At 45.3% G+C, this 26,519-nt stretch carries 28 protein-coding genes and 1 pseudogene; 4 read left to right on the top strand and 25 right to left on the bottom strand.

All coding sequences use genetic code 11. The features are described from left to right. Positions 1 to 380 precede the first annotated feature (380 nt). Positions 381 to 692, bottom strand: a complete 312-nt coding sequence (locus ICE88_RS07945; RefSeq protein WP_216251451.1) for a DUF167 domain-containing protein — start codon at positions 690 to 692, stop codon at positions 381 to 383. 45 nt (positions 693 to 737) lie between these two features. Here ICE88_RS07945 and ICE88_RS07940 point away from each other — a divergent pair, with 45 nt between their 5' ends. After that, positions 738 to 2,024, top strand: a complete 1,287-nt coding sequence (locus tag ICE88_RS07940; RefSeq protein WP_216251449.1) for an amidase — start codon at positions 738 to 740, stop codon at positions 2,022 to 2,024. Here the strand turns inward: ICE88_RS07940 and ICE88_RS07935 are convergent. From ICE88_RS07935 to ICE88_RS07915, 5 genes are all read right to left on the bottom strand, one after another. Then, positions 2,015 to 2,740 carry an LrgB family protein gene (locus tag ICE88_RS07935; RefSeq protein ID WP_216251447.1) on the bottom strand — a complete coding sequence of 242 codons (726 nt, stop codon included), beginning with the start codon at positions 2,738 to 2,740 and terminating at the stop codon, positions 2,015 to 2,017. The two genes, ICE88_RS07940 and ICE88_RS07935, sit on opposite strands and share 10 nt — an antisense overlap. Continuing rightward, positions 2,727 to 3,080: a CidA/LrgA family protein gene (locus ICE88_RS07930; protein WP_216251445.1), complete on the bottom strand. Its 354-nt coding sequence runs from the start codon at positions 3,078 to 3,080 to the stop codon at positions 2,727 to 2,729. Before ICE88_RS07930 ends, ICE88_RS07935 begins: the two co-directional genes overlap by 14 nt. Before the next feature lie 9 nt (positions 3,081 to 3,089). After that, positions 3,090 to 3,623, bottom strand: a complete 534-nt coding sequence (locus tag ICE88_RS07925; protein ID WP_216251443.1) for a gamma carbonic anhydrase family protein — start codon at positions 3,621 to 3,623, stop codon at positions 3,090 to 3,092. An 88-nt stretch (positions 3,624 to 3,711) separates the two neighbouring features. Further along, a complete protein-coding gene (locus ICE88_RS07920; RefSeq protein ID WP_216251442.1) occupies positions 3,712 to 4,158 on the bottom strand; it encodes a DUF2721 domain-containing protein in 447 nt (148 codons plus the stop codon). A gap of 101 nt (positions 4,159 to 4,259) precedes the next feature. Next, the gene (locus ICE88_RS07915) at positions 4,260 to 5,405 is read right to left on the bottom strand and encodes an L-lactate dehydrogenase (protein WP_216251440.1); all 1,146 of its coding nucleotides are present in this window, start codon (positions 5,403 to 5,405) and stop codon (positions 4,260 to 4,262) included. Between the two features lie 85 nt (positions 5,406 to 5,490). Here ICE88_RS07915 and ICE88_RS07910 point away from each other — a divergent pair, with 85 nt between their 5' ends. Then, the gene (locus ICE88_RS07910) at positions 5,491 to 6,219 is read left to right on the top strand and encodes a pseudouridine synthase (RefSeq protein WP_216251437.1); all 729 of its coding nucleotides are present in this window, start codon (positions 5,491 to 5,493) and stop codon (positions 6,217 to 6,219) included. A 7-nt stretch (positions 6,220 to 6,226) separates the two neighbouring features. Here ICE88_RS07910 and ICE88_RS07905 read toward each other — a convergent pair whose 3' ends face one another. Further along, positions 6,227 to 6,826 (bottom strand): isochorismatase family protein, encoded by a 600-nt coding sequence (locus tag ICE88_RS07905; protein WP_216251976.1) that lies wholly within the window; start codon positions 6,824 to 6,826, stop codon positions 6,227 to 6,229. 74 nt (positions 6,827 to 6,900) lie between these two features. On the opposite strand from ICE88_RS07905, the gene ICE88_RS07900 reads away from it, so the two are divergent. Continuing rightward, positions 6,901 to 7,299 (top strand): hypothetical protein, encoded by a 399-nt coding sequence (locus ICE88_RS07900; protein ID WP_216251435.1) that lies wholly within the window; start codon positions 6,901 to 6,903, stop codon positions 7,297 to 7,299. A gap of 12 nt (positions 7,300 to 7,311) precedes the next feature. Here ICE88_RS07900 and ICE88_RS07895 read toward each other — a convergent pair whose 3' ends face one another. From ICE88_RS07895 to acnB, 4 genes are all read right to left on the bottom strand, one after another. Beyond that, a complete protein-coding gene (locus ICE88_RS07895; RefSeq protein WP_216251431.1) occupies positions 7,312 to 7,947 on the bottom strand; it encodes a hypothetical protein in 636 nt (211 codons plus the stop codon). Beyond that, positions 7,944 to 8,222: a hypothetical protein gene (locus ICE88_RS07890; RefSeq protein WP_216251429.1), complete on the bottom strand. Its 279-nt coding sequence runs from the start codon at positions 8,220 to 8,222 to the stop codon at positions 7,944 to 7,946. The genes ICE88_RS07895 and ICE88_RS07890 overlap by 4 nt, the downstream gene beginning before the upstream one ends. 2 nt (positions 8,223 to 8,224) lie before the next feature. Further along, entirely contained in the window at positions 8,225 to 9,277 is a 1,053-nt protein-coding gene (locus ICE88_RS07885) for a nitronate monooxygenase family protein (protein ID WP_216251426.1), read from the bottom strand. A 120-nt stretch (positions 9,278 to 9,397) separates the two neighbouring features. Further along, the gene (acnB, locus tag ICE88_RS07880) at positions 9,398 to 11,983 is read right to left on the bottom strand and encodes a bifunctional aconitate hydratase 2/2-methylisocitrate dehydratase (RefSeq protein WP_216251423.1); all 2,586 of its coding nucleotides are present in this window, start codon (positions 11,981 to 11,983) and stop codon (positions 9,398 to 9,400) included. Between the two features lie 189 nt (positions 11,984 to 12,172). Here acnB and ICE88_RS07875 point away from each other — a divergent pair, with 189 nt between their 5' ends. Then, positions 12,173 to 12,322: a hypothetical protein gene (locus ICE88_RS07875; protein ID WP_215289637.1), complete on the top strand. Its 150-nt coding sequence runs from the start codon at positions 12,173 to 12,175 to the stop codon at positions 12,320 to 12,322. Between the two features lie 30 nt (positions 12,323 to 12,352). On the opposite strand, the gene ICE88_RS07870 is transcribed toward ICE88_RS07875, so the two are convergent. The 14 genes and pseudogenes from ICE88_RS07870 to soxC all read right to left on the bottom strand — a co-directional run bounded on the left by ICE88_RS07870 (position 12,353) and on the right by soxC (position 26,325). After that, positions 12,353 to 12,775, bottom strand: coding sequence for a thioesterase family protein (locus tag ICE88_RS07870; protein WP_216251420.1), 423 nt, complete (start codon positions 12,773 to 12,775; stop codon positions 12,353 to 12,355). A gap of 41 nt (positions 12,776 to 12,816) precedes the next feature. After that, the gene (locus tag ICE88_RS07865) at positions 12,817 to 15,909 is read right to left on the bottom strand and encodes an efflux RND transporter permease subunit (RefSeq protein ID WP_216251419.1); all 3,093 of its coding nucleotides are present in this window, start codon (positions 15,907 to 15,909) and stop codon (positions 12,817 to 12,819) included. Further along, complete coding sequence (locus ICE88_RS07860) at positions 15,909 to 16,775, bottom strand: efflux RND transporter periplasmic adaptor subunit (protein WP_216251415.1); 867 nt, start codon at positions 16,773 to 16,775, stop codon at positions 15,909 to 15,911. Before ICE88_RS07860 ends, ICE88_RS07865 begins: the two co-directional genes overlap by 1 nt. A 9-nt stretch (positions 16,776 to 16,784) precedes the next feature. After that, on the bottom strand, positions 16,785 to 17,261 hold the full coding sequence (locus ICE88_RS07855) for a DUF2244 domain-containing protein (protein WP_216251412.1): 477 nt from the start codon (positions 17,259 to 17,261) through the stop codon (positions 16,785 to 16,787). Continuing rightward, a complete protein-coding gene (locus ICE88_RS07850) occupies positions 17,262 to 18,065 on the bottom strand; it encodes a sulfite exporter TauE/SafE family protein (RefSeq protein WP_216251410.1) in 804 nt (267 codons plus the stop codon). A gap of 4 nt (positions 18,066 to 18,069) precedes the next feature. Then, complete coding sequence (locus ICE88_RS07845) at positions 18,070 to 18,414, bottom strand: TIGR01244 family sulfur transferase (protein WP_216251972.1); 345 nt, start codon at positions 18,412 to 18,414, stop codon at positions 18,070 to 18,072. Positions 18,415 to 18,501: 87 nt separating this feature from the next. Next, positions 18,502 to 19,587: pseudogene (locus tag ICE88_RS07840) on the bottom strand (YeeE/YedE family protein); the annotation flags it as partial. Between the two features lie 168 nt (positions 19,588 to 19,755). Continuing rightward, positions 19,756 to 21,477 carry a thiosulfohydrolase SoxB gene (gene soxB, locus ICE88_RS07835; protein ID WP_216251970.1) on the bottom strand — a complete coding sequence of 574 codons (1,722 nt, stop codon included), beginning with the start codon at positions 21,475 to 21,477 and terminating at the stop codon, positions 19,756 to 19,758. Between the two features lie 73 nt (positions 21,478 to 21,550). Continuing rightward, entirely contained in the window at positions 21,551 to 22,159 is a 609-nt protein-coding gene (soxX, locus tag ICE88_RS07830; RefSeq protein ID WP_216251407.1) for a sulfur oxidation c-type cytochrome SoxX, read from the bottom strand. Positions 22,160 to 22,176: 17 nt separating this feature from the next. Next, positions 22,177 to 22,977, bottom strand: a complete 801-nt coding sequence (soxA, locus tag ICE88_RS07825) for a sulfur oxidation c-type cytochrome SoxA (protein ID WP_216251405.1) — start codon at positions 22,975 to 22,977, stop codon at positions 22,177 to 22,179. Positions 22,978 to 23,042: 65 nt separating this feature from the next. Beyond that, positions 23,043 to 23,354, bottom strand: a complete 312-nt coding sequence (gene soxZ, locus ICE88_RS07820) for a thiosulfate oxidation carrier complex protein SoxZ (RefSeq protein ID WP_089515824.1) — start codon at positions 23,352 to 23,354, stop codon at positions 23,043 to 23,045. 55 nt (positions 23,355 to 23,409) lie between these two features. After that, on the bottom strand, positions 23,410 to 23,865 hold the full coding sequence (gene soxY / locus ICE88_RS07815) for a thiosulfate oxidation carrier protein SoxY (RefSeq protein ID WP_216251401.1): 456 nt from the start codon (positions 23,863 to 23,865) through the stop codon (positions 23,410 to 23,412). Positions 23,866 to 23,930: 65 nt separating this feature from the next. After that, on the bottom strand, positions 23,931 to 24,992 hold the full coding sequence (locus ICE88_RS07810; RefSeq protein WP_216251399.1) for a c-type cytochrome: 1,062 nt from the start codon (positions 24,990 to 24,992) through the stop codon (positions 23,931 to 23,933). Further along, on the bottom strand, positions 24,976 to 26,325 hold the full coding sequence (gene soxC, locus ICE88_RS07805; RefSeq protein ID WP_216251396.1) for a sulfite dehydrogenase: 1,350 nt from the start codon (positions 26,323 to 26,325) through the stop codon (positions 24,976 to 24,978). Before soxC ends, ICE88_RS07810 begins: the two co-directional genes overlap by 17 nt. Between the last annotated feature and the right edge of the window lie 194 nt (positions 26,326 to 26,519).

Genomic DNA, 26,519 nt, shown 5'->3' with positions numbered 1-26,519 from the left:
GCAGCAAATAAAAATATTGCCAAAGCATATAAAACAATAATCCCAACCGTTACATAAAAATAAGTATTTTTATCCATTTTTCTGTCCTTTCAATAAATAAGCTCCCAACAAGAAAAGTCCGATTGATAGAGTCAATAAAATTGATGCTTTCAAAGCATATTCAATGATTTCAGCTCCAGAAAACGGTAGTCCTGCTATTGATAACAATGCAGCCAGTGACAATGAGTGAAAATATCTTGAACAAGAATCAATTTGATCTTTGTTCCATCCATTCGTGACGTTCAATAAGTATTTGAATCTAGTCTCCCTTTAAAGAAGGAAGGATTGTAATTACTTATGTATTTTATAAATAATACCCCAGTACTTGCAAGGGGAAATATTTAGCTTAAAAGAATGGTCTTAATTTGCTCGGCCGTGATTCCTTGAACTCTTACTCTCTTGAGTCGACTTAAGTCACCCGCCAACAGTTCAATATTGGCTCGACGAATTTCAAGTGTTTTGGATAACCACTGAATCAATGCTTCATTGGCCTTCCCTTCAACGGGAGGTGCTGCTAATCTGAGCTTGAGTCTCCCATCATGTTCACCTTGGACCTCAGTCTTTTTAGCCCCTGGCTGACAATGCAAAGCAATGATGAAGCTATCGGCAGAATCGCCATCGATGCTTATCCACGCAGGTAATGAATTGTTCATAAGATGATTGAAGCACAAATGGTTGTTCAGATGTAAGATTTAGCCATGAAAAAACCATACCAACTTTCAGCCACTGAAGCTGCTAAAAAAATTCAGGCCAATCAATTAAGTTCTGAAGAACTACTTCGCTCTTGTATTGAAAGAATCGAAGACAAAGAATCTTCTACTCAAGCGTGGGTAGAAACAAATTTCAAAGCGGCTTTAGATAGAGCCCGCTATTTGGATCGTTCTGCGAATCAAGGCTTATTACACGGCTTGCCATTTGGCGCGAAAGATTTGTTTGACACCCACGACTTTCCAACGCGTTATGGCTCCCCTATTTACGAGAACAATCGCCCCAACAGTGATGCCGTACACATTTCATTGATGCGTCAAGCTGGTGGCATTTTGTTAGGTAAAACAGTTACTACTGAATTTGCCACCTTTAAAGGCGGCAAAACCAGAAATCCTCGCAACCCTGAATACACCCCAGGGGGTTCATCCAGTGGCTCTGCTGCTGCCGTAGCCGATGAGATGATTCCATTGGCCACTGGCAGTCAAACAGCTGCTTCAGTAATCAGACCAGCCGCTTTCTGTGGCGTGGTTGGATACAAGCCTACCTACGGCAAAATCAGTTTAGGTGGCGCCAAAAGCTTATCGCCCTCTTTAGATACTTTGGGTAGTTTCAGTAGAACTGTTGAAGATGCTGCTTTGTGTGTGGCTGTGATGTCTGGTGATACTGAATTAGCCAAGCTTGATAAGCTCAGCAAAAAACCTCGCATTGCCACTTGCCTGACCTACGATGGTCATTTGGCTTCAGCAGACACTGTGGCTGCCATCGCCCATGCTGCTCTTTTAGCCGAAGATCTATTCAAAGTTTCAGTTCCTGAAATCAAGCTGCCAACGATCTTTAAAAAGATGTCAGAGCTGCAAGGTAGAATCATGTGGTCAGAGAGTGCTCGCAGCTTTTCTTTTGAGCAAACCAATCATGCAGAAGAGTTGAGCCAACAGTTGCGCGGTTTGATCAAACAAGGTGCTGCCATTTCTTACGAGCAGTACAACGCGGATTTGATAGTGGCTGAACAGGCTCGCATGTCAATTGATCAATTATTGAGTCAAGAGATTGATGTGATCATTGCACCAAGTGCGATCGGCGAAGCACCTCATGGTCATACCTCAACCGGAGACCCCATCTTCTGTCGAGTTTGGACCTTGATGGGTTTGCCGTGCATTACCTTGCCATTATTCAAGGGACCTAATGGCATGCCAGTGGGCGTTCAATTAGTGGCTCGAAGAGGCAGAGACCGCCTCTTGCTATCAGTGGCGGATGCTTTATTAAAAGCTCAAATGTAATTTTTTAAAAGCGGTATGAGCAAGGCACCCAAGATGCCGTGTAGACCCATGGCCAAACTGGCATAGGTGCCAGCTTCTGGATGAACGGCAAAGGCTCTTGATGTGCCAATGCCATGCGCTGCCACACCAATGGCAAAACCTCTTTGCCACCACTGCTTCATGCCTAAGAGATTCAGAATATGGCTGCCCAGAATGGCACCAAGGATGCCAGTGATCACAGCAAATACAGCGGTCAGTGTTGGCGATACTCCTAAGCGCTCAGCCACACCCATCGCGATCGGTGCAGTCACTGATTTAGGATAGAAGGCACCGATGATGGCACTGTCAGCACCCAAGAATGTGGCCACACCAACAGCACTGACAATCGATACGACACCGCCACAGAGCAAGGCAATCAACAAAGGAAATACGCGAGCCTTGAGTGCTGCCACCCCACGGTAAATTGGAATGGCCAAAGATACCGTGGCTGTACCTAATAAGAAGTGCACAAACTGAGCGCCCTCAAAATACTTTTGATATGGCATATCCACCAAATACAAAGCGATGGCCACTAAAATCACAGCAATTGCTACGGGATTGGCCAAGGGATTGCGATCAGTCTTTTGATAAAAGAAGCTACCGACTTGATAAGCAGTCAACGTGAGGATCAAAGCAAATAAGGGACTACCAGAAAGATAGACCCAAATTTCTGCGATCTGCAAATCATTGGGATTCATGTGAATCCTTTTTTGAAATGAAACGCAGTACAACTGCGGTCACCACAATGGTCGCCACCACGCTCACCAACAGAGCAGAAATCACAGCAAGCGCATTGGCTTTTAGCTGAGGCAAAAATAAGATCACACCCACAGCGGCTGGAATGAACAAGACACCTAGGTGCTGACTGAAGGCATCAGAGACCAAGGCCAAAGATGAATTAACGTGCCCTTTGATGATCAAGAAAATCAACAAAAAAACCAAACCTATAACCGGCCCTGGAATGATGGGCAAGAAGAAATGAGAGATCAGCTCTCCCAAGCCTTGCCACAATAAGATTTGGACTAAGCCAGAAATCATCTGATGGATTTAAGATTTGCTTGGAAGTTCAACCAAGTGGGCTTTGAATAAGTTCTTTTTAGCCACATAATTTTCTGCGCTGGCTTTGAGACCGGCGATCGCTTCAGGCGTCAGTTCACGAACCACTTTGGCAGGTGAGCCTAGGATCAAAGAGTTGTCTGGGAATACTTTTCCTTCGGTCACCACTGAACCAGCACCGACCAAACAGTTCTTACCAATCACCGCACGATTGAGCACCACCGCTTGAATACCAATCAATGAGTTCTCTCCAATCGTGCAACCGTGCAACATCGCCTGATGGCCCACCGTCACATTTTCAGCCAAAGTCAAAGGACAGCCCATGTCCGTGTGCATCACTGTGCCTTCTTGGACATTGCTGCCCTTGCCCACTGTGATGGGCTCATTGTCACCACGAATCACCACACCAGGCCAGACACTCACATCTTCATTCAAAATCACATCACCAATCAATGTGGCTTCTTTAGCGACAAAAGCTGAATCATGAATTTTTGGAGCTTTGTCTTTGTATTGGTAGATGGTCATGGTGTCTTCTTTCTTTTTTGTCTTTATCTTTGTATTGATTTTTTTATTTATTGTTTATTTATTGTTTATTTGAATCTAGAAGTATGGATTAATTGTGTGGTTTCCAACGAATCGAATAAGAAGCGATCAGCACTTCAATCAAGAGAGAAATCAAAGCCAGAATGAATGAGCCGATACCAGCCACAAATGTATAGAGGACAAATGCTGACACCATCAGTTTTCCACCGCTTGTTTCAGCGAAAAATAATTCCAAGATGGTCAATCCAATCATGATGGCGCACAAGACCAAAAAGATCATTGAGACATTGATGAAGCGTCCGCGGGTAGCAATGTTCTTTAACTCTTGATCGTAAGATGCTCGGATTGAGGGCTTAAGATTCTCATCCATGAGTTCTTTATGAAGCACTCGAGCTCGGTCAATCACACGAGCCAAGCGCTGAGTCAAGGCGCCAATCATGCCAGCCACTGCTGTTAACAAGAAAACTGGCGCTACAGCCAATTGAATACTATCGCTCAAGGTACTGGGATTCATCATATAAGTGAATATACCGCAGGTCGGGCAATCTCACCAAATAGAAAGAAAATAAGCGACCCAGGTCGCTTATTTTCAGTGAATCTCAGCAAAGAACAGGCTATTTAGAAAGTACCTGGATACAAAATGTCTTTGGTGACGTTTTGAATATCTCTGTGTCCTGTGAAGGCCATGGTGATATCCAATTCTTTATGAATGATTTCAAGACACTTGGTCACACCAGCCTCACCCATGGCACCAAGACCATATAAGAAAGGACGACCAATCAAGGTACCTTTAGCGCCCAATGCCCAAGCTTTCAAAACATCTTGACCTGAACGAATGCCGCCGTCCATCCACACTTCAATGTCTTTACCAACCGCATCGACGATGCCAGGCAAGGCCTGAATACTAGAAACAGCGCCATCTAACTGACGGCCACCGTGATTAGAAACAATCAGAGCATCGGCGCCAGAGTTGGCCGCCAAACGTGCATCACCCTCATCCAAAATACCCTTGATGATGAGCTTGCCACCCCAACGGTTTTTAATCCATTCCACATCACCCCAATTCAAGCCTGGATCAAACTGCTCTGCTGTCCAAGATGATAAAGATGACATATTGCCCACACCTGTTGCGTGACCAACGATGTTTCTGAAGGTTCTACGTTGCGTGCCGAGCATGCCCATGCACCAACGTGGCTTGGTCATCATGTTGATGATGTTTGGAATCGTTAATTTCGGTGGCGCAGATAAACCGTTTTTAAGGTCTTTGTGACGCTGACCCAGAATTTGCAAATCAAGTGTGAGTACCAAAGCAGAACATTTGGCTGCTTTCGCACGATCAATCAAGCGCTCGATGAAGCCACGATCTTTCATGACATAAAGCTGGAACCAAAAAGGCTTGGTGGTGTGCTCTGCGACATCTTCAATAGAGCAAATACTCATGGTTGATAAACAGAATGGCACACCAAACTTTTCGGCAGCCTTGGCAGCCAAGATCTCGCCATCAGCATGCTGCATACCAGTTAAACCCGTTGGAGCCAATGCCACTGGCATCGCCACTTCTTGACCAATCATTTTTGTTTTGGTCGTTCTGTTTTCCATGTTCACAGCCACTTTTTGGCGCAGCTTGATCTTTTGAAAGTCAGATTCGTTTGAGCGATAAGTGGACTCAGTCCAAGAACCAGAATCTGCATAGTCATAGAACATCTTAGGTGTTCTTTTTTTATGCAAAATGCGCAAATCTTCAATATTGGTAATAACTGGCACTATCATCTCCTCAGGGATTCAGTATTTGAAGCAAGTAAGGCTGTAATATTTCGCTTTTCACCATTATAGATATTCTTTACTCAGCATGGCAAAACCCCTTTCTTTAGAAAAAATCCTTTTTAGCCAAGGGTTTGGAACGCGTCGCTACTGCAGCGACCTGGTTTATGCCGAGCTCGTCAAGGTCAATGGCATTTTGGCTGAAGACCCTGATGAAAGAATCCCGACCGAGAATTTACAGCTTGAGGTGGATGGGGAGTCATGGGAGTTTCATGAAAAAGCCTATGTAGCATTCCATAAGCCAGTCGGCTATGAATGCTCCCACAAAACCAGCCATCATCCAAGTATTTACGGCCTACTTCCGCAACCTTTGGTTGAGCGTGGCATTCAGTGTGTTGGACGCTTAGACCATGACACGACTGGTTTGATCTTGATGTCAGATGATGGTCAGTTCATTCACCGCATGACCACCCCTAAAAAGAACATTGGCAAGGTGTATCAAATCACCACTGCGGATGATTTAACTGAAGGACAAATTCAACACCTTTTGAAAGGGGTTGTTTTAGATGATGATCCCAAGCCGTGCTTTGCCAAAGCCTGTGTGCAGCGCTCCAGCAGAGTTTTAGAAATGACTATCGTTGAAGGCCGATATCACCAAGTCAAACGAATGATGGCAGCTGTTGGCAATCACGTGGCTCAATTACATCGACTATCGATTGGCGAATATCACTTACCAGCTGATTTGGCTGAAGGCGAATGGCGCTGGCTTTACCCTGATGACCTAAAGCAGCTTTCTGTCAGCTTGGCTGACAGCTAAACAAGTATTACTTGATGAGCGCCAAGCCTTCTTTGAACTGAGGATGCTCACAAGACTGCAAGAGCTCAAAGACCACCATCTCAGTTGTCACCAGCTCAGCACCGTTGGATGCCAAGCGATCAAAGGCAGCATCACGATTAGCTTCTGTGCGAGAACTGCAAGCATCGGTCACAACCCACACATCGAACTCTTCATCAAGCAAACCTAAAGCAGTTTGTAATAAACAAACATGGGTCTCACATCCTGCGATCAAAATGGTGTTTTTCTCACTTTGATCTTCTTGTTTGCGCTGGATGTGCTTGGGCAAACTTCTGGCATTACCCATGGGTTTTGGCGGAGCTCTTAACTCATCAACCAAACCATCCGCGCAAGCACCAAAATACATCTTGGTCAGAGTTTTCTGGCAAAGAGCTTTCAGCTGAGCATCATTAGGCCCTAGCTTGTCTGGGTTTTGCTCAGTGCCAATGATGGGCAACTGTAATAACTTGGCAATTTTTGCCAAGCGCACCGCATTGGCCAATACCTGCTCTGCCTGATGAATCACTGGCATTAATTTGCTTTGATAATCAACCAAAACCAATTGAGTTTCTTGTGCGTTTAAAAGTATAGACATAATGAGTAATGATTCTTTAAGATGAATACGTGGTATTTTCTTATAAAAAGAGACACAGGAGTAATAATTTGTTTGCCGCCTTCTTGATCATCATCCCTTTTGTTACTTTTGTTTTTTACATCAGGGCCATCAGCAAAACCATCAAGGCGATTGACCCTGAATACAGGACTCAATCACCGGGCATGGCTTGGTTGCTGCTCATCCCTGTTTTCAATGTGATTTGGTTCTTCTTTTTACTCAAATCGATCAAGACTGGCTTTCTTCGAATGTATGAAAGCCAGAGAGTCAGCCAGCCGATTGATACTGGTTATACCTATGGCATTGCCATGGGTTGTTGCTGGGCAGCAATCTTTATCCCTAAATTGATTTTTGTTGCCTTGATCCCGATGTTTGTATTTTCAATACTTCATTGGACTAAGTTAAATAATGCAAGGAAGCGCTTGAGCGAAGAGCTCAATCGAAATTGATCGAGTAAGTTTTTACTGAGCTTTCTTTAAATGAATTTGCGCGGTCATCTTGCCTGCAAAGATCATATCTAGTTGTACGCCATCAATGCCCTGTGCAATCTTCACCCCATCTTGTGCCACAGGGAATGTTTTTTCGAGCGTCAGCATATTTTTGGGCCAATCAACGCGCAAGACCGCACTCATCGGCAAATAGCCATCAAAGTAGCGACGCATCAAAGGACCAGCGTTCAACATGTATTGATCTTGCGACAACTTGTCTAAGGCCCTTGATTCCAAATCAATGCAAATGGAAGCTCCACGCTCGACATCGGTGAGAGTCACACGGCTGTCTTTAACTTCAGCTGAGTTCATTTTTTCCAAAGATTTGACTGAGATTTTTTTGATTCTATTCTCATTAAAAACAATCACCACTTTTCTGATGGGATCTAATTGACGATGACAGGTGGCAATGGTCACAATCCCAGAATCTAGACTTTGCGGACTGATCATCACCCTTGATTCATAGCTGTAGGCGCCTGGATCAGGACGGGTTTTTAAATATTTGATTTCGCCTTCATTGGCAATGTCAGAAAACTCCAAAGCTGCAATGGGATTAATTACGAGCAAAGTGGCTACGCAAACAGTCGACTGCAGGAGTCGCTTGATCATGGATGTTCCTTGGCTTGATACTGCTGAACTTTTTCCAACCAAATGCTCAGAGCATTGGCCAGGTCTTTTTTACTAAAGGAGCAACTTTCTTCAGTGAAGAGTGATGATGACTCCACCCTGGATAAAACATTCTCAAGAGCCACGCCGTATTTCTCGGGTAACTGACTGTCTTTACAAAAGAGTCGAAATGCCTGAATCAATTCAGTTGAAGGACCCGTGCCATCCAACCAAGCTTGCAATTGATGTTCAACCTGCTGAGGATTCTGAGTACTCATACTTACCTCCCTGCCGCTTGATATTCATTCAATAAGCTTGCCATCAATTCTGCAACTGACATGGCACGAGCTCTGGCATATTCAGTTCCAGCCCAAAGGCTTTGGTAATCGCCTTGATCATTTTGTGCTGCCCATTGCCTCATCGGAGCAGTCATATTGTTTTGCACAGGAAATGGTAAATATGTTTTACCTTCCATCAATGACATGTATTTATTTTTAACGCCTTGTGCAGGACGGCCCGAGAAGGCCCTAGTAAAAGCGGTGCCTAGTTCATGCTTGGTCAATACAAAACGACGATGAGCTGGGCTTGAGCCCGCCTCATTAGTCGCCAAGAATGCGGTGCCCATTTGCGCCGCTGATGCACCAGATTGAATGATGTTGCGAACATCTCGACCATCCATGAGTCCACCGGCCGCCACAATCGGTATTTGCAGATGCTTGTCCAGTTCTTGAACCAAATCTCTCACTGCCAGTTGTTGATCAACACCATGAGGATCAAAGATGCCCCGATGACCACCCGCTTCAATCCCTTGAGCCACGACAAAATCAACATCCGCCGATTGGATCATCAGAGCTTCTTCTAAAGAAGTGGCAGTGACACCTACGCTGATACCTAAAGAATGAGCTCTTTCAATCAGCTCTTGAGGTGGCAAACCAAAATGAAAGGTCAGTACTTCTGGTTGATGAACCCAAATCGGTTCAAGCATGCTTTGTAAATCTGGAATGTATGGTGACTTTGGAGTAGCCACAGTCACACCCAATGAATCCACCACATCTTTTAAGTCGCTCAATGCTTGTTGCTGCTCTTCTACAGCAGGCATCACTGGTTCTTTGAAAACAAAAAAATTGGCATTGATCCTGGTGTTCGGTACTTTTTTGATGAGTGCTTTGGTGGCTTTTAAATCAGCATCAATTTTTTCTGGACTCGAATAGGCAAAACCAAAACTACCCAAGCCCCCTGCATCAGAGACAGCTGATACCAATGCTGGCGTATTAACCCCACCTGCCATCGGCGCCTGTATCACTGGAATTGTTAAGTCAGAGAACTTGAACATGTCATGCATCAATTAATAAAGTATCACTAGCATACCCGTTCACGATGATTTTTTCAGCCAAGATGAAAAAAGGGGCTTTCCGAAGAAAGCCCCTTTTAATGTTGCTCTTAAGATCAATGTTTAAGCATCAACTGTTTTTGCTACATCACTGAAACCTTTGATTTGATCAAAGTTCATGTATTTGTAGATTTCAGCTCCGCTTGCATTGAGAACGCCCATGTCAGCCATGTACTCTTCTTTGGTCGGGATGCGACCCAATTTAGAGCAAATAGATGCCAACTCAGCTGAACCCAAGTAAACAAATGTATTTTTACCTAAACGATTCGGGAAGTTACGTGTTGATGTTGACATCACAGTAGCACCTTCGCGAACTTGCGCTTGGTTACCCATGCACAATGAACAACCTGGCATTTCCATGCGTGCACCTGCGCCACCTAAAACACCGTAGTGACCTTCTTCTGTTAACTGCTGTGCGTCCATCTTAGTTGGAGGAGCAACCCACAATTTCACAGGAATATCACGCTTGCCTTCAAGCAATTTAGAAGCAGCACGGAAGTGACCGATGTTGGTCATGCAAGAACCGATGAACACTTCATCAATTTTCGCGCCAGACACTTCAGACAATGTCTTCACATCATCAGGGTCGTTCGGGCATGCCACGATTGGCTCATGAACATCGGCCAAATCAATTTCAATCACTGCTGCGTATTCAGCATCAGCATCACCCTTGAGTAGTTCTGGTTTTGCCAACCATGCTTCCATCGCCTTGATACGACGACCCAATGTGCGTGCATCTGAGTAACCATTGGCAATCATCCACTTCATCAATGTGATGTTGCTGGTCATGTATTCAATGATTGGGTCTTTGTTCAAGTGAACTGTACAACCCGCTGCAGAACGCTCAGCAGATGCGTCTGACAATTCAAATGCTTGCTCAACTTTAAGATCAGGCAAACCTTCGATTTCTAGAATACGGCCAGAGAAAATGTTTTTCTTACCCTTTTTCTCAACCGTCAACAAACCTTGCTTGATCGCATACAAAGGAATCGCATTCACCAAGTCACGCAATGTGACGCCTGGCTGCATTTTGCCTTTGAAGCGAACCAACACAGACTCAGGCATATCCAAAGGCATCACACCAGTGGCTGCAGCAAACGCTACCAAACCTGAACCTGCTGGGAATGAAATACCGATTGGGAAACGTGTGTGAGAGTCACCACCTGTACCAACTGTGTCAGGCAATAACAAACGGTTTAACCAAGAGTGAATCACGCCATCACCCGGACGCAAAGCAACACCACCACGGGTGCTGATGAAGTCAGGCAACTCATGGTGCATCTTCACATCCACTGGTTTTGGATAAGCGGCTGTGTGGCAGAAAGATTGCATCACCATGTCTGATGAGAAACCTAAACATGCCAAATCTTTTAATTCGTCACGAGTCATTGGACCTGTGGTGTCTTGAGAACCCACAGTTGTCATCTTAGGCTCACAGTATGTGCCTGGACGAACGCCCTTGCCTTCAGGCAAGCCACATGCGCGACCAACCATCTTCTGTGCCAATGAGAAACCTTTTCCAGAATCTTGAGGATTGGTTGGCAAGCGGAACAATGTTGACACTGGTAAGCCCAAAGCTTCACGAGCTTTGGTCGTTAAACCACGACCAATGATCAATGGAATACGGCCACCGGCACGCACTTCATCAAATAGAACATCTGACTTCACCTTGAACTCAGCAATCACTTTGCCATCCTTGAGTGCTTTACCTTCATAAGGACGCAACTCAATCACATCACCCATGTTCATGTTGTTAACGTCTAGCTCAATCGGCAAGGCGCCAGCATCTTCCATGGTGTTGTAGAAAATCGGAGCAATCTTGGTGCCCAAACAAACACCACCAAAACGCTTGTTAGGCACGTAAGGAATGTCTTCACCTGTGAACCACAACACTGAGTTAGTAGCTGATTTACGTGATGAGCCTGTACCAACAACGTCACCAACATAGGCAACCAAGTTACCTTTGGCTTGTAAAGCAGCCAATTGCTTGATCGGGCCAACTTTGCCAGCTTCTTGAGGTTCGATGCCTTCACGTGGGTTTTTCAACATCGCTAATGCATGCAATGGGATGTCAGGACGGCTCCATGCGTCAGGTGCTGGAGATAAATCGTCAGTGTTGGTTTCGCCTGTCACTTTGAACACGGTCAAAGTCATGCTTTGTGGAACTTCAGGACGGCTTGTGAACCATTCAGCATCAGCCCAGCTTTGCAATACAGCCTTAGCGTTGGCATTACCTTTGTCAGCCTTTTCTTTAACGTCGTGGAATTGATCAAACATCAACAATGTTTTCTTCAATCCTTCAGCAGCGATACCGCCTACTGTGGCGTCATCCAATAAATCAATGAGTGGAGAGATGTTGTAACCACCAAGCATCGTGCCTAGCAACTGAGTCGCTGTTTCACGTGTGATCAATGGTGTTTTTTCTTTGCCAAAAGCAACTGCAGCCAAGTAAGAGGCTTTTACCTTGGCCGCATCATCAACACCAGCTGGAACGCGGTGAGTGATCAACTCAACCAAAGTTGCATCTTCACCTTTTGGTGGATTCTTTAGCAACTCAATCAACTCGCCAGTCTGCTGAGCTGACAATGGCAATGGTGGAATACCTAGAGCTGCGCGCTCGGCAACATGATCACGATAGGCTTTCAACATGGTGTTTCCCTCTCTTTTTAGGCAAATAACAAGCAATCTTCAAGACTTATATCTTATATAAGACTTAGGTTTCTGGCAAGAGATTGCACTTCATATAATGACAAAATAGCCTAAATTAGTTGCTAATACATCAATAGGCAGATTAAAATAAAAAAATCATATAAATCAATGATTTAATTAAATACCCCCATGAAGAAAACAGACCTTTATAAGAACGCGGGATTGGCCGTGGCCAACCAAATGAAGAATTCAGCCCCCAAGCCAAAGGGTGCGAATAAAAAGAATTCTGAGAAAAAACTCAACCCTCTCTTGGCTTCTCTTTTGAAGAAACCAGAGTAAACCGTCCAGGGTTGCTAATTTATTGAGTTTTTAGATAGCCAACTTGGCTTTTAATTCAGGCGGCCAAGAAGCCGCTTTTTGGGTCTTAAAGTCTACCCAAACAATCGTTGCACCTGATGTTGCTCGAACAGTATCAGGATCATTTGCTAAAGACATCACATTGAAGGTATCCAAACCTACCCGCGTTGGGTTGGCAATGTAAGTTTTGATCACAAGATCTGCTGGGTACTCCACGGGCTTCATGAAGTTACAAAAAGCATTCACCACCACAACGCCCTGCTGATCCTGCGCAAAGTTAAGCCCTAGGCTGTCCAACCAATTGATGCGGGCTTGTTCGATATAACGAAAGTACACGGCATTGTTCACATGACCAAAGGCATCCATGTCACCCCAACGAATGGGGATGATGGATTCATGAACGAATGTTTTTTCTTCAGGAATTGGAATACGCATGTGAATGAATCTTTATATCGCTAATGTATTTAGTTTGTATCTTAAGCCGTATTTTTATCAATTTTGAACCACGCAGCGTACATTGCTGGCAAGGCCAATAAAGTCAAAGCAGTTGCCACCATCAAGCCACCCATGATCGCAATCGCCATCGGACCCCAGAACACACTGCGGGACAAAGGAATCATCGCCAAGACTGCCGCGGCTGCGGTCAAGATGATTGGTCTGTAGCGTGTGACGCAAGCATGAATGATCGCTTCTCTTGCTGGCATGCCGGCAGCACGACCCTGCTCAATTTGATCAATCAAAATCACTGAGTTACGCATGATCATTCCAAGTAAAGCAATGAAACCTAACAATGCAACAAAGCCAAATGGCTTATTGAACAGAAGCAAGGTCAAAGCCACGCCTGAGATACCCAAGGGTGCTGTCAAGACCACCAAGAAGGCTCGTGAGCTGCTGCGCAACTGAATCACCAACAATGTGAATGTGATGAAAAGCATCACCGGTATACCGGCATTGATGGAATCTTGGCCGCGCGAACTTTCTTCTACAGAGCCACCAATGTCCACTTTGTAACCCGGTGGTAATTTGGCCATCAATGGTTTGAATTCTTTGTATAACTCTTCTGTTGCAGTGGGGCCTTGAACACCGGGGATCACATCTGCTTGAAGAGTGATGGCGTATTCGCGATTCTCACGCCAAATTGTGGCGGGTTCCCAGACCACGTTCACGTTTGCAATACGACCCAAGGGGATTGATTGACCGCTGACTGTGGTCAACATGGTTTCATTGAGATCACTGATCTGATTGCGCTCTGCACGAGGCAAACGCAAGACAATCGGTGCCAATAAATCACCCTCACGATATTGTCCAATCGTGACTCCACCAAAATGACTGGCCAATGTTTGTGCAATCACTTGAGGTGGCACACCTAACTCACGAGCTTTGGCTGCATCCACATCAATTTTGGCCACTGCTTGGTTTTCATTCCAGTTATCTTTTACGCCGTAGACAAGCGATGACTGACGCATGACATCGATAAAGCGATTTGCCTCAGTTCTTAACTTGATGGGGTCATCGCCCGTGACCCTGAACTCAACTGGATAAGTCACAGGTGGACCATTCGGTAGAAGCTTGACGCGCAGCCTTGCTTCAGGAGCAGCGTCTTCCAAGATGCGCGGTAAGACTTGATTGAGGCGATCACGATGACGTAAGTCAGCCACGATCACTGCTTGAGCCGCATTCGATCTTGGGAAAATAATATCTAACGGTAAAAAGAATCTTGGTGCTCCATTGCCAATCCACATCGTGACAGATTGCACCCCTTGCTGCTCCAAAATTTTTGCTTCGATTTTTTTGGCGACAGCTTCAGTGGCTTCAAAACTAGAACCTTCAGCCAAAAATATATCGACCAAAATTTCAGGGCGAGATGAATCCGGGAAAAACTGTTGTTGTACTTGACTCATGCCAACAATGCCAAGCACAAAAGTTGCAATCGTTGCCATGATGGCTTTTTTACGATGATCGATGCACCATGCAACAACCACTCTGAAACGTTCATAGAACGGTGTATCAAAATGTTCATGCTGGCCACCCTCAGGAGTGGCATGAGCTGGCTTCTTTAATAGCAAGAATCCCAAGTACGGCACAAACAAAACTGATACAAACCAAGAAATGATCAGAGCAGCAGCAGTGACCGCAAAAATGGCAAAGGTGTATTCACCAACGGCCGACTTGGCAATACCGATTGGTAGAAAGCCAACCGCTGTGATCAAAGTACCCGTCAACATCGGCATGGCAGTCAGCTCATAAGCAGCTGTCACCGCCTTCATGCGATCGTAGCCCTCTTCCATCTTACGCACCATCATTTCTACAACGATGATGGCATCATCAACCAAGAGCCCAAGAGCAATGATCAATGAACCCAAAGAAATCTTATGCAAACCCACACCGGCCAAATGCATGATTAAAAAAGTCACTGCCATCACCAAAGGAATACTGATGGCCACCACCAAACCAGGTCTTGGATCAATCCTCCAAGGATGTCGATGCAAACCAAGGGCCAACAAACTAACAGCCAACACAATGATCAATGCTTCTAGCAAAGTCATTAAAAATTCTTTAACTGAACTGGCCACCACTTTGGGCTGATCTTGAATCAAAGACAAGGTCACACCCGCAGGTAAGTCTTTTTCAATTAACTGACTGGCTTTGGTCAAAGTTTTGCCAAGCTCAACAATGTCTCCGCCCTTGGCCATTGATATACCCAAAGCCACCAGCTCTTCACCCTGAAAGCGAACTTTACTTTGAGCTGGATTGATCACATCACGACGAACCTCGGCAATGTCGCCTAAACGAATCGATGCACCTGATGGCGCACGCAATGGCATTGCTTTGATGTCTGCAACATTTTCAAAGGGTCCACCCACACGAATGGGCATTGAAAAAGAGCTTGATTCAATAATGCCACCAGTTTCAATGGCATTTTGTTGGTTCAATTGCTGCGCCACCACTGCTGGTGACAAACCATACTGAGCCATCTTTTTACGAGACAATTCAACGTACACCATTTCATCCTGTAAGCCATACACGTTCACTTTGCCAACGTCTTTGACTTGTAATAAACGTTGCCTGATTTGAGTTGTGAAGTCTCTCACTTCACGGGGTGTATATCCCTTCGCAGACATCGCATAGATAACACCGTAAGTGTCGCCAAAATCATCATCAAAATATGGGCCTTGTACGCCCATCGGTAAATAGGATTTTGAATCATTTACTTTTTTACGAACGGTGTAAAAAAGATTTGGTATCTCTTTGGCAGGCGTGCTGTCTTTGGCAAAAAATATGACCATTGATTCGCCAGGATGAGAAAAGCTTCTGATCTTGTCAATGCTTGGCACTTCTTGCAAAGTTCGTTCAATCTTATTGGTGACTTGATCAGATACTTGAATCGCAGTTGCTCCAGGCCAAAAAGTACGTATCACCATGGCTCTAAAAGCAAACGGTGGATCCTCGTCTTGGCCTAACTGGAAATAAGAACCGATGCCCAGCAAAACCAAGGCAATCATCAAGTAGCGCGTCAGCGCACTATTTTGAATCGCCCAGCGCGATAAATTGAAACGATCAGGGCTCATCACTGAGCCTTTTCAGTGATGGCGATTCTGACTTGTTGGCCTTCACTCAAGGCATGCCATCCAGTGGCAATCACAATATCACCCGCCACCAAGCCACTCACCAGTTCAGCAGATTGATCATCAATCTTGCCCAATACAAGCTTGACAGCACTGATCTTGCCGGTTGATTGAGAGCCTTGATCAAGTGTTAGCTTGAAAACACTCACGCCATCACTGTGAATGGCGGTTGTTGGAATCTTGAATGAAGATTTAGAAGTGGCATTGCCATTGTTATTATTTTCAATCTTCTTGCTTGTTTTATCTGTGCTGATTTTTCCGACCACATCTTGATTGCTGACCACCTGACCAACAGCGATGTTCATCTGAGAAACTTTGCCACCTTCCAAAGCTCTTAAAGTCACAAAGCCAATGTTCTCAATCGATTGTTCATATTTGGCGCGGGCTGATTCAATGGCCGCAACACGACGATCAAACTCAGAGGCTGAGATGAAGTTTTTATTTTTTAAATCAGCGTATCTTTTAAAGTCAGCCTCTGCTGATTGGAGCTCTGCTTTTGCAGCGCGATAACTGATCATCACAGAGGATTCAGAAGATACGCTGTTAGGAATGATGCGAGCCAGCGATTGACCAGGTAAAACTGAATCACCGGATTTAGCAAGAACCTCCATCACTTTGCCGCTGGCATCAAAGCGCAGAACACCTGGGTCTTTGATTACTCCAACTTCAGTAACCGCATCACTGGCCTGCCCCAAGACCACTACTTTCACTAATCTAGGAAGGGGTGCCTGATCAGGGCCTTTGCCACACGCCGAAAGAATAAGTATCGATGTGATGAGTGCAAGTGATTTAAAGAGCGGTCGGTTCATCCCACCATTTTAATGCAAGCAAAGCTTCAGTGCCTGCCTGATTTCTTTGGCTAAATCATGCCTTTTTTCAGCCAAAATGAATTGACCAATCGATATGGTTTGTGCACCACTTTCCAAAATGACCAAATCCTTTTTTCGGTCATGCAAGGACTCAGGGTCTTTGACTCTCACCCACGGGGCATTCCATTGTGTCAGGGATTTCTTGTACCCCAAATTCAATTCAATGATTAGTTCTGAATTCTGTAATGTGATTTTTTCGTAATCCCTGGCATGCCTGGCATAAATCAACAATGCAATGCCTAAGACTGATAACTCAATCAAAGTGAATGGCACGACCATCCAAGCACCTATCCACCAAAAATAAGTGGTGATCAGGCCTGAAAAACACACCATGGATAAATAGAAAATACCGACTTGCTTGGGCGTAAAGGAACAGTTGCGCCTCATCAACCAAACGGTTTTGGCTTGAGAAGCTTCGGTGTTCATTTAGAAAGTTAATTTGATCAGCATCGTCATAGCAATCAAGATAGCAAAGATTGCAAAAGCTTGCTGAACCCTAGGCCCAGAAATGCTCTTGACCAGCTGTCGACCAATCAGCAGCCCCAATATGGATCCTACGGAAAATGGCCAAGCCAAAGACCAATTCATCGCACCATAAAAGTTAGAAAACAGCACACCACCCGTTGAAATGATCGTGAGAACACCCAAAGAAGTTGCTACGATTGATTTAATGGGCAGATCTGTGAATTTCCTCAAGGCAGGAACAATGATGAAACCCCCGCCCACCCCTAGCAAACCAGAGAAAAATCCAGCAAGAGCTCCTGAACTAAAAAGGGCTCTGGCACAAGGCAATGTCCAGGTGAGCTTACCGATGGTTTGATCGAGTTGGCATGGTGGACCAAGCGCCTCTTCAATACCGGCCAATTCTCTTTTGGCCTGAGTCCACATGTTCTTAGCGACCAGCAAAAGAATCATGGCAAAAATCAAAACCAAGGGCCAGTTGGGTAATTGGTGTGCCAACCAAATTCCGATGGGTGACAAAATCAAGCCCGCGCAAGCAATTAACAGCGCGGCTTTGTACCTGAGTATTTTTGCGGTGAAGCCCAGGTAAGCACCCAAGCCAGAAGACAAAGCCACCGCCATTAATCCGATGGGGGCGGCTTGAGCAACCTCCAGATGCATGAAGAATCCCAAGAGTGGCACAGACAAAATAGCACCACCCGCACCTGTCAAACCTAAGATCACTCCAACAAAAATGCCAAGAGCGATCCCTATGAGAGTTAACTCCAACTAATCAACCGACCTGCTGAGCCAACATGAACAAATTAGTTGATCTGGCACCTGAGCGACAGAAGGCCAAAACAGGACCGGGCATGGTCTCTAGCAAGCGAGCCATTTCTTGGGCTTGCTCTAAAGTGATTTGACCGCTGACCACTGGCAAGTAAGCGTAATTGAGGCCAAGTGCTTTTGCTGCCATTTCAATTTCAGCACTCACAGGTTGCTGCGGACCGGCCTCGCCATCTGGGCGATTATTGATGATTGATTTGTAACCTTGGCGAGCGATTTCAGCAACATCATGCGCAGTGATTTGTCCCAAAGTACCAAATTGATCTGTATGACAAGCGATTTGAAGTGGCATGCCACATCCTCCAGTGTTTGAATGTTGATTTGTGTGATTACTGCCTAAAACTGGTTCGCAAGGTGGTGGAAGCATTCTCAATTGCAAATACTTCATGGCCAATGTGGCACCCACAATAAACCCTGCAATGGCAATGAATGAACTGATGGCCAATGTTGAAATACCGGTCAAGCCCTGACCAATCGTGCAACCAAAGGCAGTCACACCACCGACACCCATCAAGACGCCGCCAAGCAAATGATTGCCGGTGTCTTCTGCATCTCTAAAAGTTTCCCAATGGAATGTTTTGGTCACGATTGAGTAGATGAATGAACCAACAACCAAGCCAAAGACTGAAGTAATACCTAAAGTTATTTTTCTGCTTGCATCGCTGAAGAATGTCAGCCACTCAATCACGTAGGCGTAAGGCGCAACATACGTTAAGCTTTCCATCCGACCACTGTTGGTTGCAATGAAAACCTCTTCCAAAGTATTTGGGTCTTCGGCCACATAACCCAAGACTCCTGAAATCCACCAAACCAACAGGACGGCAGCACCAACCCCGAAGCCAGCCAAGAGATTATTGAAGCTCCAGAATTCTTTTTTGATCAGTGCAAATAAAATCAATGCACCGCCCATGACGAGCGCCAAGCTGATTTGCAAAGTGTCCTTGGCCATACCCATCGAAGCCGCAAGCACGCTTGGCAAATCCTGTTGTGTTGATAAGGTGATGAACACAGTATCAGTGGTATTGACTCTGAAAACGCCAAACACTCCTCTTAAGGTCATGTATGACGATAGTGCCAAAGTCAAAAAGACCACCAAAGACTTTAGATTGCCTGAACCAATGCGCAATAGAGTTTTGCTACCGCAGCCTGAAGCCAAAACCATACCAAAACCAAACATCACTGAACCCACGATGGTGGATAACCAGGTCAAGCGTGAACCGGTATAGATTGATTTGCTGGTGTCAATCATGCCCATCGAGGTCATGACACCCACACCAATGATTGCCACTCCCATGGCTAAAAGCCATTGACGCATGCGAGTCCACTCGCCCATGATGGCAATATCAGTGATGGCACCCATGGTGCAAAACCGTGTTTTCTGTAAAACGATGCCCAAAAGGACAGTCGCCACAAATGTGGCCCAGAGAACGGTGCTAGCTATGGAATTTAAGTTAATTTCAGGCATAAATAGAGGTTTGACCTTTTAAGCCTGACATTTTATGGCATTTTTGGCGATTAGCCCTAAGCCTGGGCTTTTTGTCGAGACTTTTAAGTACTTTTGAAATTACTTCTAATAATGAAAAAAGACCAGCCATTAAATGAATCGCTGGTCTTATTCATGAATCTCATGGTTTTATGCAGCGAAACCAGGATTACCTTTGGCGCCTTCAATGATCGGCATATTGAGCTGCTTGGCTTTAACCGTCTTAATATCGCGAAGGTATTTAGCCATCACATCCCAAATTGGCTCGCCACCAGCAGCTTTTGCTTCTTCTGCCACTGGAGCCCAACCTGCCACTTTGTAGGTCTTGTTCGGATCGATCAACTTGCCATTGAGCGTCATATTGCTGATGCGCTTATTGGCTTCGCCACTTGGATTGATCGTGTACTGCAAGCCACCCACACGCACCATGTCACCACCTTGTTGGTAGTATGGATCAGGGTTGAACAAGTTATCTGCAATATCTTCAAGAACTGTTTTGATCATGTCGCCCTTCATCATGGTCACAGTCGTCCATGGATAAGTAATCGCCGTCTGATCAAGCACGTGCTCCATGGTGATTGCTTGACCTGGTAACAATGATGTACCCCAGCGGAAACCTGGTGAGAATGCAATTTCAGCATTTTTCACAGCCATCAAACCATCCAAAATCAATTGGTCGAAGCTACCGTTAAAGTTACCACGGCGGTACAAAGTACCTTCAGTCACTGCAAGCTTCTCACCCAACTTAGTTTCGTAAGGAGCGCGGATCTTATTAATCAATTTGTTCATTGCTGTATCAGCAGGAATCATGTCTGAAAATACTGGCAATAGTTTGTAACGGAAATCAGCAATCTTGCCACCGTTCACTTTGAAATCTAATACACCCAAGTATTTACCGTTTGAACCAGCGTTCGTCACCAATGTAACGCCACCTGAGTTTTTCACTTTCACTGGGGTTGGTACGCCATCATGCGTGTGACCACCCATGATTGCATCGATACCAGTCACACGACTGGCCATCTTCAAGTCCACGTCCATACCGTTGTGAGATAAAACAATCACAACTTTTGCACCCTTGGCACGAACTTCATTGACCATCTTCTGCATGTTGTCATCTTGAATGCCGAAGGTCCAGTTCGCCACCATGTAACGTGGATTGGCAATTGGGGTGTAAGGGAAAGCCTGACCGATCACAGCCACTTTCACACCATTCATTTCACGAATCACATACGGATCAAATACCTGGTCGCCGAAGTCATTGGTTTTGATGTTTTGCGCCAAGAATGAAATCTTGCCTTTGAAATCTTTTTCAACAATCTCTTTCACGCGATCTTCACCAAGAGTCATCTCCCAGTGTGGCGTCATGATGTCTACACCCAAGGCCAAACATGCATCCACCATGTCTTGTCCATTGGTCCACAAAGCAGTACCTGAACCTTGCCATGTATCGCCGCCGTCTAATAGCAATGCGCCCGGACGGTTACTCTTCATTTTCTTGACCAATGTGGCCAAGTGAGCAAAACCACCAACCTTGCCGTAAGTCGCAGCTGCTTTTTCAAAGTTCAAATAAGTGAAAGCATGAGCTTCCAATGTATTTGGTTTGATGTTGTGAGCCTTCAAGAGATGCTCACCCACCAAGTGAGGTGTTTTACCAAACTGATCACCGAAGCCTAAGTTCACATCAGGCTCGCGGAAGTAGATTGGCTTTAATTGTGCGTGACAGTCAGTGAAGTGTAGAAAGTGCACATTACCAAAACGAGGCAAATCATAAAACTTGTTAGCCGCTGATTGAGCTTGCGCGTAATCAGTATTGAGGGCCATACCACCCGCTGAGGCAACTGCTAATACTTGTAAAAACTCTCTACGATTCATTGACATAAAAAACCTTATTTAAAAATAAAAAGGCCGCTAGACGCGATGGCATAGCGGCCTGATTTGATACAAATTACTGATTAACTGGTGACGCTGGATCCAACAAAAGAGCCATCACGTGACGCATTTGTTCTTCTGTTAACAACTTGTAGTGGCCCATGCGAGGCATGTTGCTGCATGCGTTGTAGGCCTTGGAGTTATAAATCTTGCCCCATGTGTACTGAACCACTGCATCAGAGTTACCACGAACCTTGCCGTAGTTCCACAATGAAGGGCCAATGTTGCCGTGAGAAATTTCTTTCTTATTGATCTGGTGACAGTTATAGCAACCACCACCGTTTGGTGTGCCTGCTTTATCTGTCCAAGTAGCACCACGACCGCTTTGAGCAATTCTCTCGCCCTCTTTCCAATCGCCTAAGTATTTGCCATCAGAAGGTTGCTTGATGGTGGCCATATTGGCTTTCTCAATTGCTTCACGCTTCTTAGGATCACCCTTGCCTGCAAGAGCAGCAGGATCAGAGCAAAACTTTTGCGTGTCATCACGCTCCAAACGATCCATGCCAGCTTGACCATTGGCCTTGAAACTGGCTGTATGATCTTTTTCAAATTTACTTTGAGCCATCACGGATGTTGAGGCTGCCACCACTAGTGCAGCTGAAATCATTAAATGTAATTTTTTCATTATTTATCTCCCGCGACTTAGCGCTTCAATCCTGGTGTATTAATCACGCCATCTTTGGCTTTTGCGCCCATATAAACAGACAAGGCAATGGTCACGTCTGATGTGTAAATTGGCTCAGGGAAACGCTGTTGACGGTAGCAGTCATTCAAACGACGCTGCATGGTCCAAAAGTTTCCGCTCGATACGCGATAAGCAGGCCAGTAACCAAAACCTAAGGCAGCGCCTTTTTGATCAGTGATGTTAGGCAAGTCTTGCAAACGAATGCGCTTCCCATCTTCAGAATGGCAAGATGCGCATGAGAAGTCCATTGGACCACCTTGGAAGAAGAAAGCCTTCTCACCCATGGCGTACATTTCTTTTTCTTTTGGATGCTTCACAGGCACATTGATTTTCATGCCTTTAGATGCAGTCACAACGTAAGCAACAACGGCTTCAACATCTTTGCGCTTACCTTTTTCAAAGCCAGCATTGATGATTTCTTTGGCATCATAACCTTGTAGCTTTTCCATACAAGTGATGATGCGTGACTCCAAGTCTTGCACTTTATTAGTATCTTTAAAGTAACGTGGCAACTGAGCTGATGCACCTTTTACAACGCCTGGACCCTTTCCAAGATCACACTTTTCTAAACTGACGTTCTTAGGTCCCATTGGTTTTGACCAAATGTCTTCACCAGCTGCCTCATACAATTCAGAAGGATTGCCATCAGCGATCATTTCACGATATTTAGCAATATCATCAGTCGCACTTTGAGCCATGGCAAGACCTGCCACCATGCTTAAAGAGACTAATAAAGCACTGTTCATAGCTTTTTTCATTACCTGCTCCTCATATTGACAAAAACCCGTCAATCTCTCAATTGACGGGTTTCTTATTTTTCTTATTAGCTTACTTTTGCTTTATCTGTGCGAGTGTCGTTCTTGTTATCAACCCAAGTTACGCTAACCTCATCACCCTTAGCGCCGCCCTTGAACTTGAAGTTCAAGAATGGATCTTTTGATACAGCTGGGCCAAACTCACCCTGAAACACTTGCTTACCTTTGCAAGTAGCTGTGATCGTTGTGATGTGGTGTGCTGGAATAGTTTTTCCAGATGAATCTTTACGTTGACCTGTTTCCATGTCGTGTTTCATCAACACTTTAACGTCAACAATACCGCCAGTCTCTTGGGCGCGTACGCGCATTGGATCTGCCATTTTTATTTCCTTTCAGTACAAATATGATTAGTTAAATGAATTGTGTGTGGGGGAATTAACCGCCGCAACCACCCAAAGTCACCTTAACTTCTTTAGTCGATACAAACCACTTGCCATCAGCCTTCACCAAAGCGTGAACGTTTGATGTTTGACCCATCTTCACACGTGAAGCCACGAATGGCTCTGTGTCAGCAGTCATGATGAATTGAGCAGCCAATGCGCTTGGGTTCTTCTCAACCAAAATAGCGATTTGTTGTGTTTTTGCCATTGTTGTAGTCACGCCCACAGGCACAACTGCACCGTTTTCAGCAATATCAGGAGCGTTGATTGTGATTGCGCCAGACTTGTCAGCTGAAGAACCACCTAGTGCCTTAAGCACGTCATCCAATGTTTTGCCTTCAAAAGCAGCTTTATTCCATGCTGCAGCTTCTGCTTGAGAAATGAGGCCTGTTGCAGCCATCAAACCGATTACCGCTGTCAATCGCAGTGCTTCACGACGTTTATGGTTCATACGAACTCCTTCATAAAAAACTAACTATCAAAAATTACAATTTCTAACTAGGCAATATTACCTGTTTATTTACCAGTAAGCATCCATTTTACGAGCACATCAATGTCACCATCCGAGACGTGGGCATGGGGTGGCATGGGAATTGAACCCCAAACACCAGCACCACCCACCTTCACTTTTGTATGCAGTTTCTTGATAGCATCAGCTTGGCCTTTGTATTTGGCAGCCACTTCAGAAATAGCAGGTCCAATCGCACGGCTGGCTGGGGCATGGCAAGTGGCACAGTTGTGCTTCTTGAACAAGCCTTCAGGCGTGATTGAGTCGGCGGCAGTCATACTCACAGCCATCAAACCTTTGCCTGGCAGCTTGCTGACTGGAGGCTTGGTTGTATCAACGCCACGGTAAGGACCGTATGGTCTATTTTGCAGTGCAAGATTTTCATGGGCATTGCGGGCATAGTCAGGCAATGTAGAACCAATCGTAATATGCTTAGAGCAATTAGTCATACATGCCGTTGCTTTAACGTCTGGTGTACCACCTTCATTCCACATACCGTGAGCCTTGGTCATACCGTTGCGATTAGGCATCAACTTTTGCACATCGGCGATGTTTTTATCACTCAAGGTGAAATCATCAGGAACAATCTCAGCCATCGCCAAGATGTAACCCAAAACAGCGTAGGTATCGTCCGGTGTCAAAGTTCTTGGGGCATTCCATGGCATAGCACGGTAGATGTAATCCCAAAGCGTTGAAATCGTCGCAACCTTCATCAAGGTTGTCCGCTGTGGTTGTTTGTCGCTCAACAATGAAGCCACACGACCGGTTTTGATGTCTTCTTTGGTGGTTCCACCAACGATCGGTGTGAACACTTCATTAGATTCACCAAAAGTACCGTGACAAGATGCGCAACGACCTTCCCATACTTCTTGACCACGCAAAGTATTGCCAGATCCAGCTGGTAAACCTTTGAAGTCTGGACGCACGTCGATGTCCCAAGCAGCAACTTCTGCCTTGGTCGCTTCACGACCAATGCCTGTGTACTTAGATTGAGCAATACCTTCGGCAGTCAGGCCTAATGCCAAACCTGCCAAAACCAAAGTTTTAGTTAAATTAGCCAACTTGAACATTGCTCAACTCCCCGTTCGTATCAAGCTTCCATGCTTGGATTGCATTGTTGTGATAGATGGAACGTGTACCACGCACTTCTCTTAATTGTTTGATCATTGGCTGAACATAGCCAGTTTCATCCGTGGCACGTGACATCAAGATGCCAGGTGAACCATCCCAAACCCAGTCAAGGTTAAAGCGAGTGATCGCTTTAGAAAGCACCGGAGTTTCAAGACGAGCTCTGCGCCAGTTATTACCGCCATCAACAGATACGTCCACATGTTTGATCTTGCCGCGACCAGACCATGCCATACCGCTGATGTTGTAGAAACCTTTGTCTAGCAATTGCTGACCACCAGATGGTGTCGTGATCACAGACTTACATTCTTGGATGGTGGTGTACTGACGGTGTAAACCACTTGGCATCAAATCGATGTAGTGAACTGCTTCATCTTTGGTCGCATAAGGCATGTCACCCACTTCAATGCGACGCAACCACTTCACAGAACTCACACCTTGAACACCAGGAACTAATAAGCGCAATGGGTAACCGTTTTCAGGGCGCAACATTTCGCCGTTCATGCCCCACACCACCAATACGTCCTTAAGCGCTGCGTCCATCGGAATAGTTCTGGTCATACCTGAACCATCGCCACCTTCAGCCAAGATGTATTTACCCTTCTTAAGATCAGCACCGCACATATCGAGCAATACTGAAAGAGGCACACCTGTGAATTCGCAGCAAGACAACATACCGTGGGTGTACTGTACGCTTGGCACAGCCACATTGCCCCACTCTAAACCTGTATTCGCACCGCACTCAATGAAGTGAATGCGTGACACGCTAGGTAAACGCATCAAGTCGTCCATGGTGAACACTTTCTGCTGTTTGACCATACCGTTCACCATCAAACGATGTTGTGCTGGATCGATGTCATACCAACCTTGGTGATGACGCTCGAAGTGCAAACCGTTGGGAGTGATGATGCCGAAGAAACCTTGCAATGGTGCAAACGCCACAGACGCTGCAGAGACTCGCGTCAAACCTGGAGACTCGCGACGCTGAAGAGCAGCTTCCCACTGTGATGGCATACCATAAGGGCGAGCCGCTACTGGCTGACCCAAGGTTGTTTGCCATTGCTGCTTCTCTAAAATAACTTTCTCACCATCGGCTGCGATTGCTGAACCAGCAGCTGTTGCACCCAATGCTGTCACAAAACTTTTGCGCAAGAAACCACGACGAGTTTCATTCAGACCATGCTCATAAACTTCATCAGCAAATTGCTGAGTCACGAAGTTTTCTGGCGCACGACGAAGCCTGCCGATTGGCGTTGATTTATTCTTAACTGTCACGAGGACCCCCCAAGATTCATGCAAAATAAAATACTTACTTCTCACCGTTGAATATCTTTTCAACTCAGTTGTGTCATTATTCACTTTTATAGATTGTTTTGGAATATGTAAATAATGAAAGTGTTGGTATTTTTTTCGATATAAAGGGTATTTACTAACAAAAAAACACTGACACTTAGAGCATCTATCTAACT

Origin of the sequence: Polynucleobacter sp. AM-26B4 (genome assembly GCF_018882285.1) — a bacterium.
Classification (GTDB): Bacteria; Pseudomonadota; Gammaproteobacteria; order Burkholderiales; family Burkholderiaceae; genus Polynucleobacter.
Note: the sequence above shows the minus strand (reverse complement) of the source record. Positions and strands in the feature narration are given on the sequence as shown.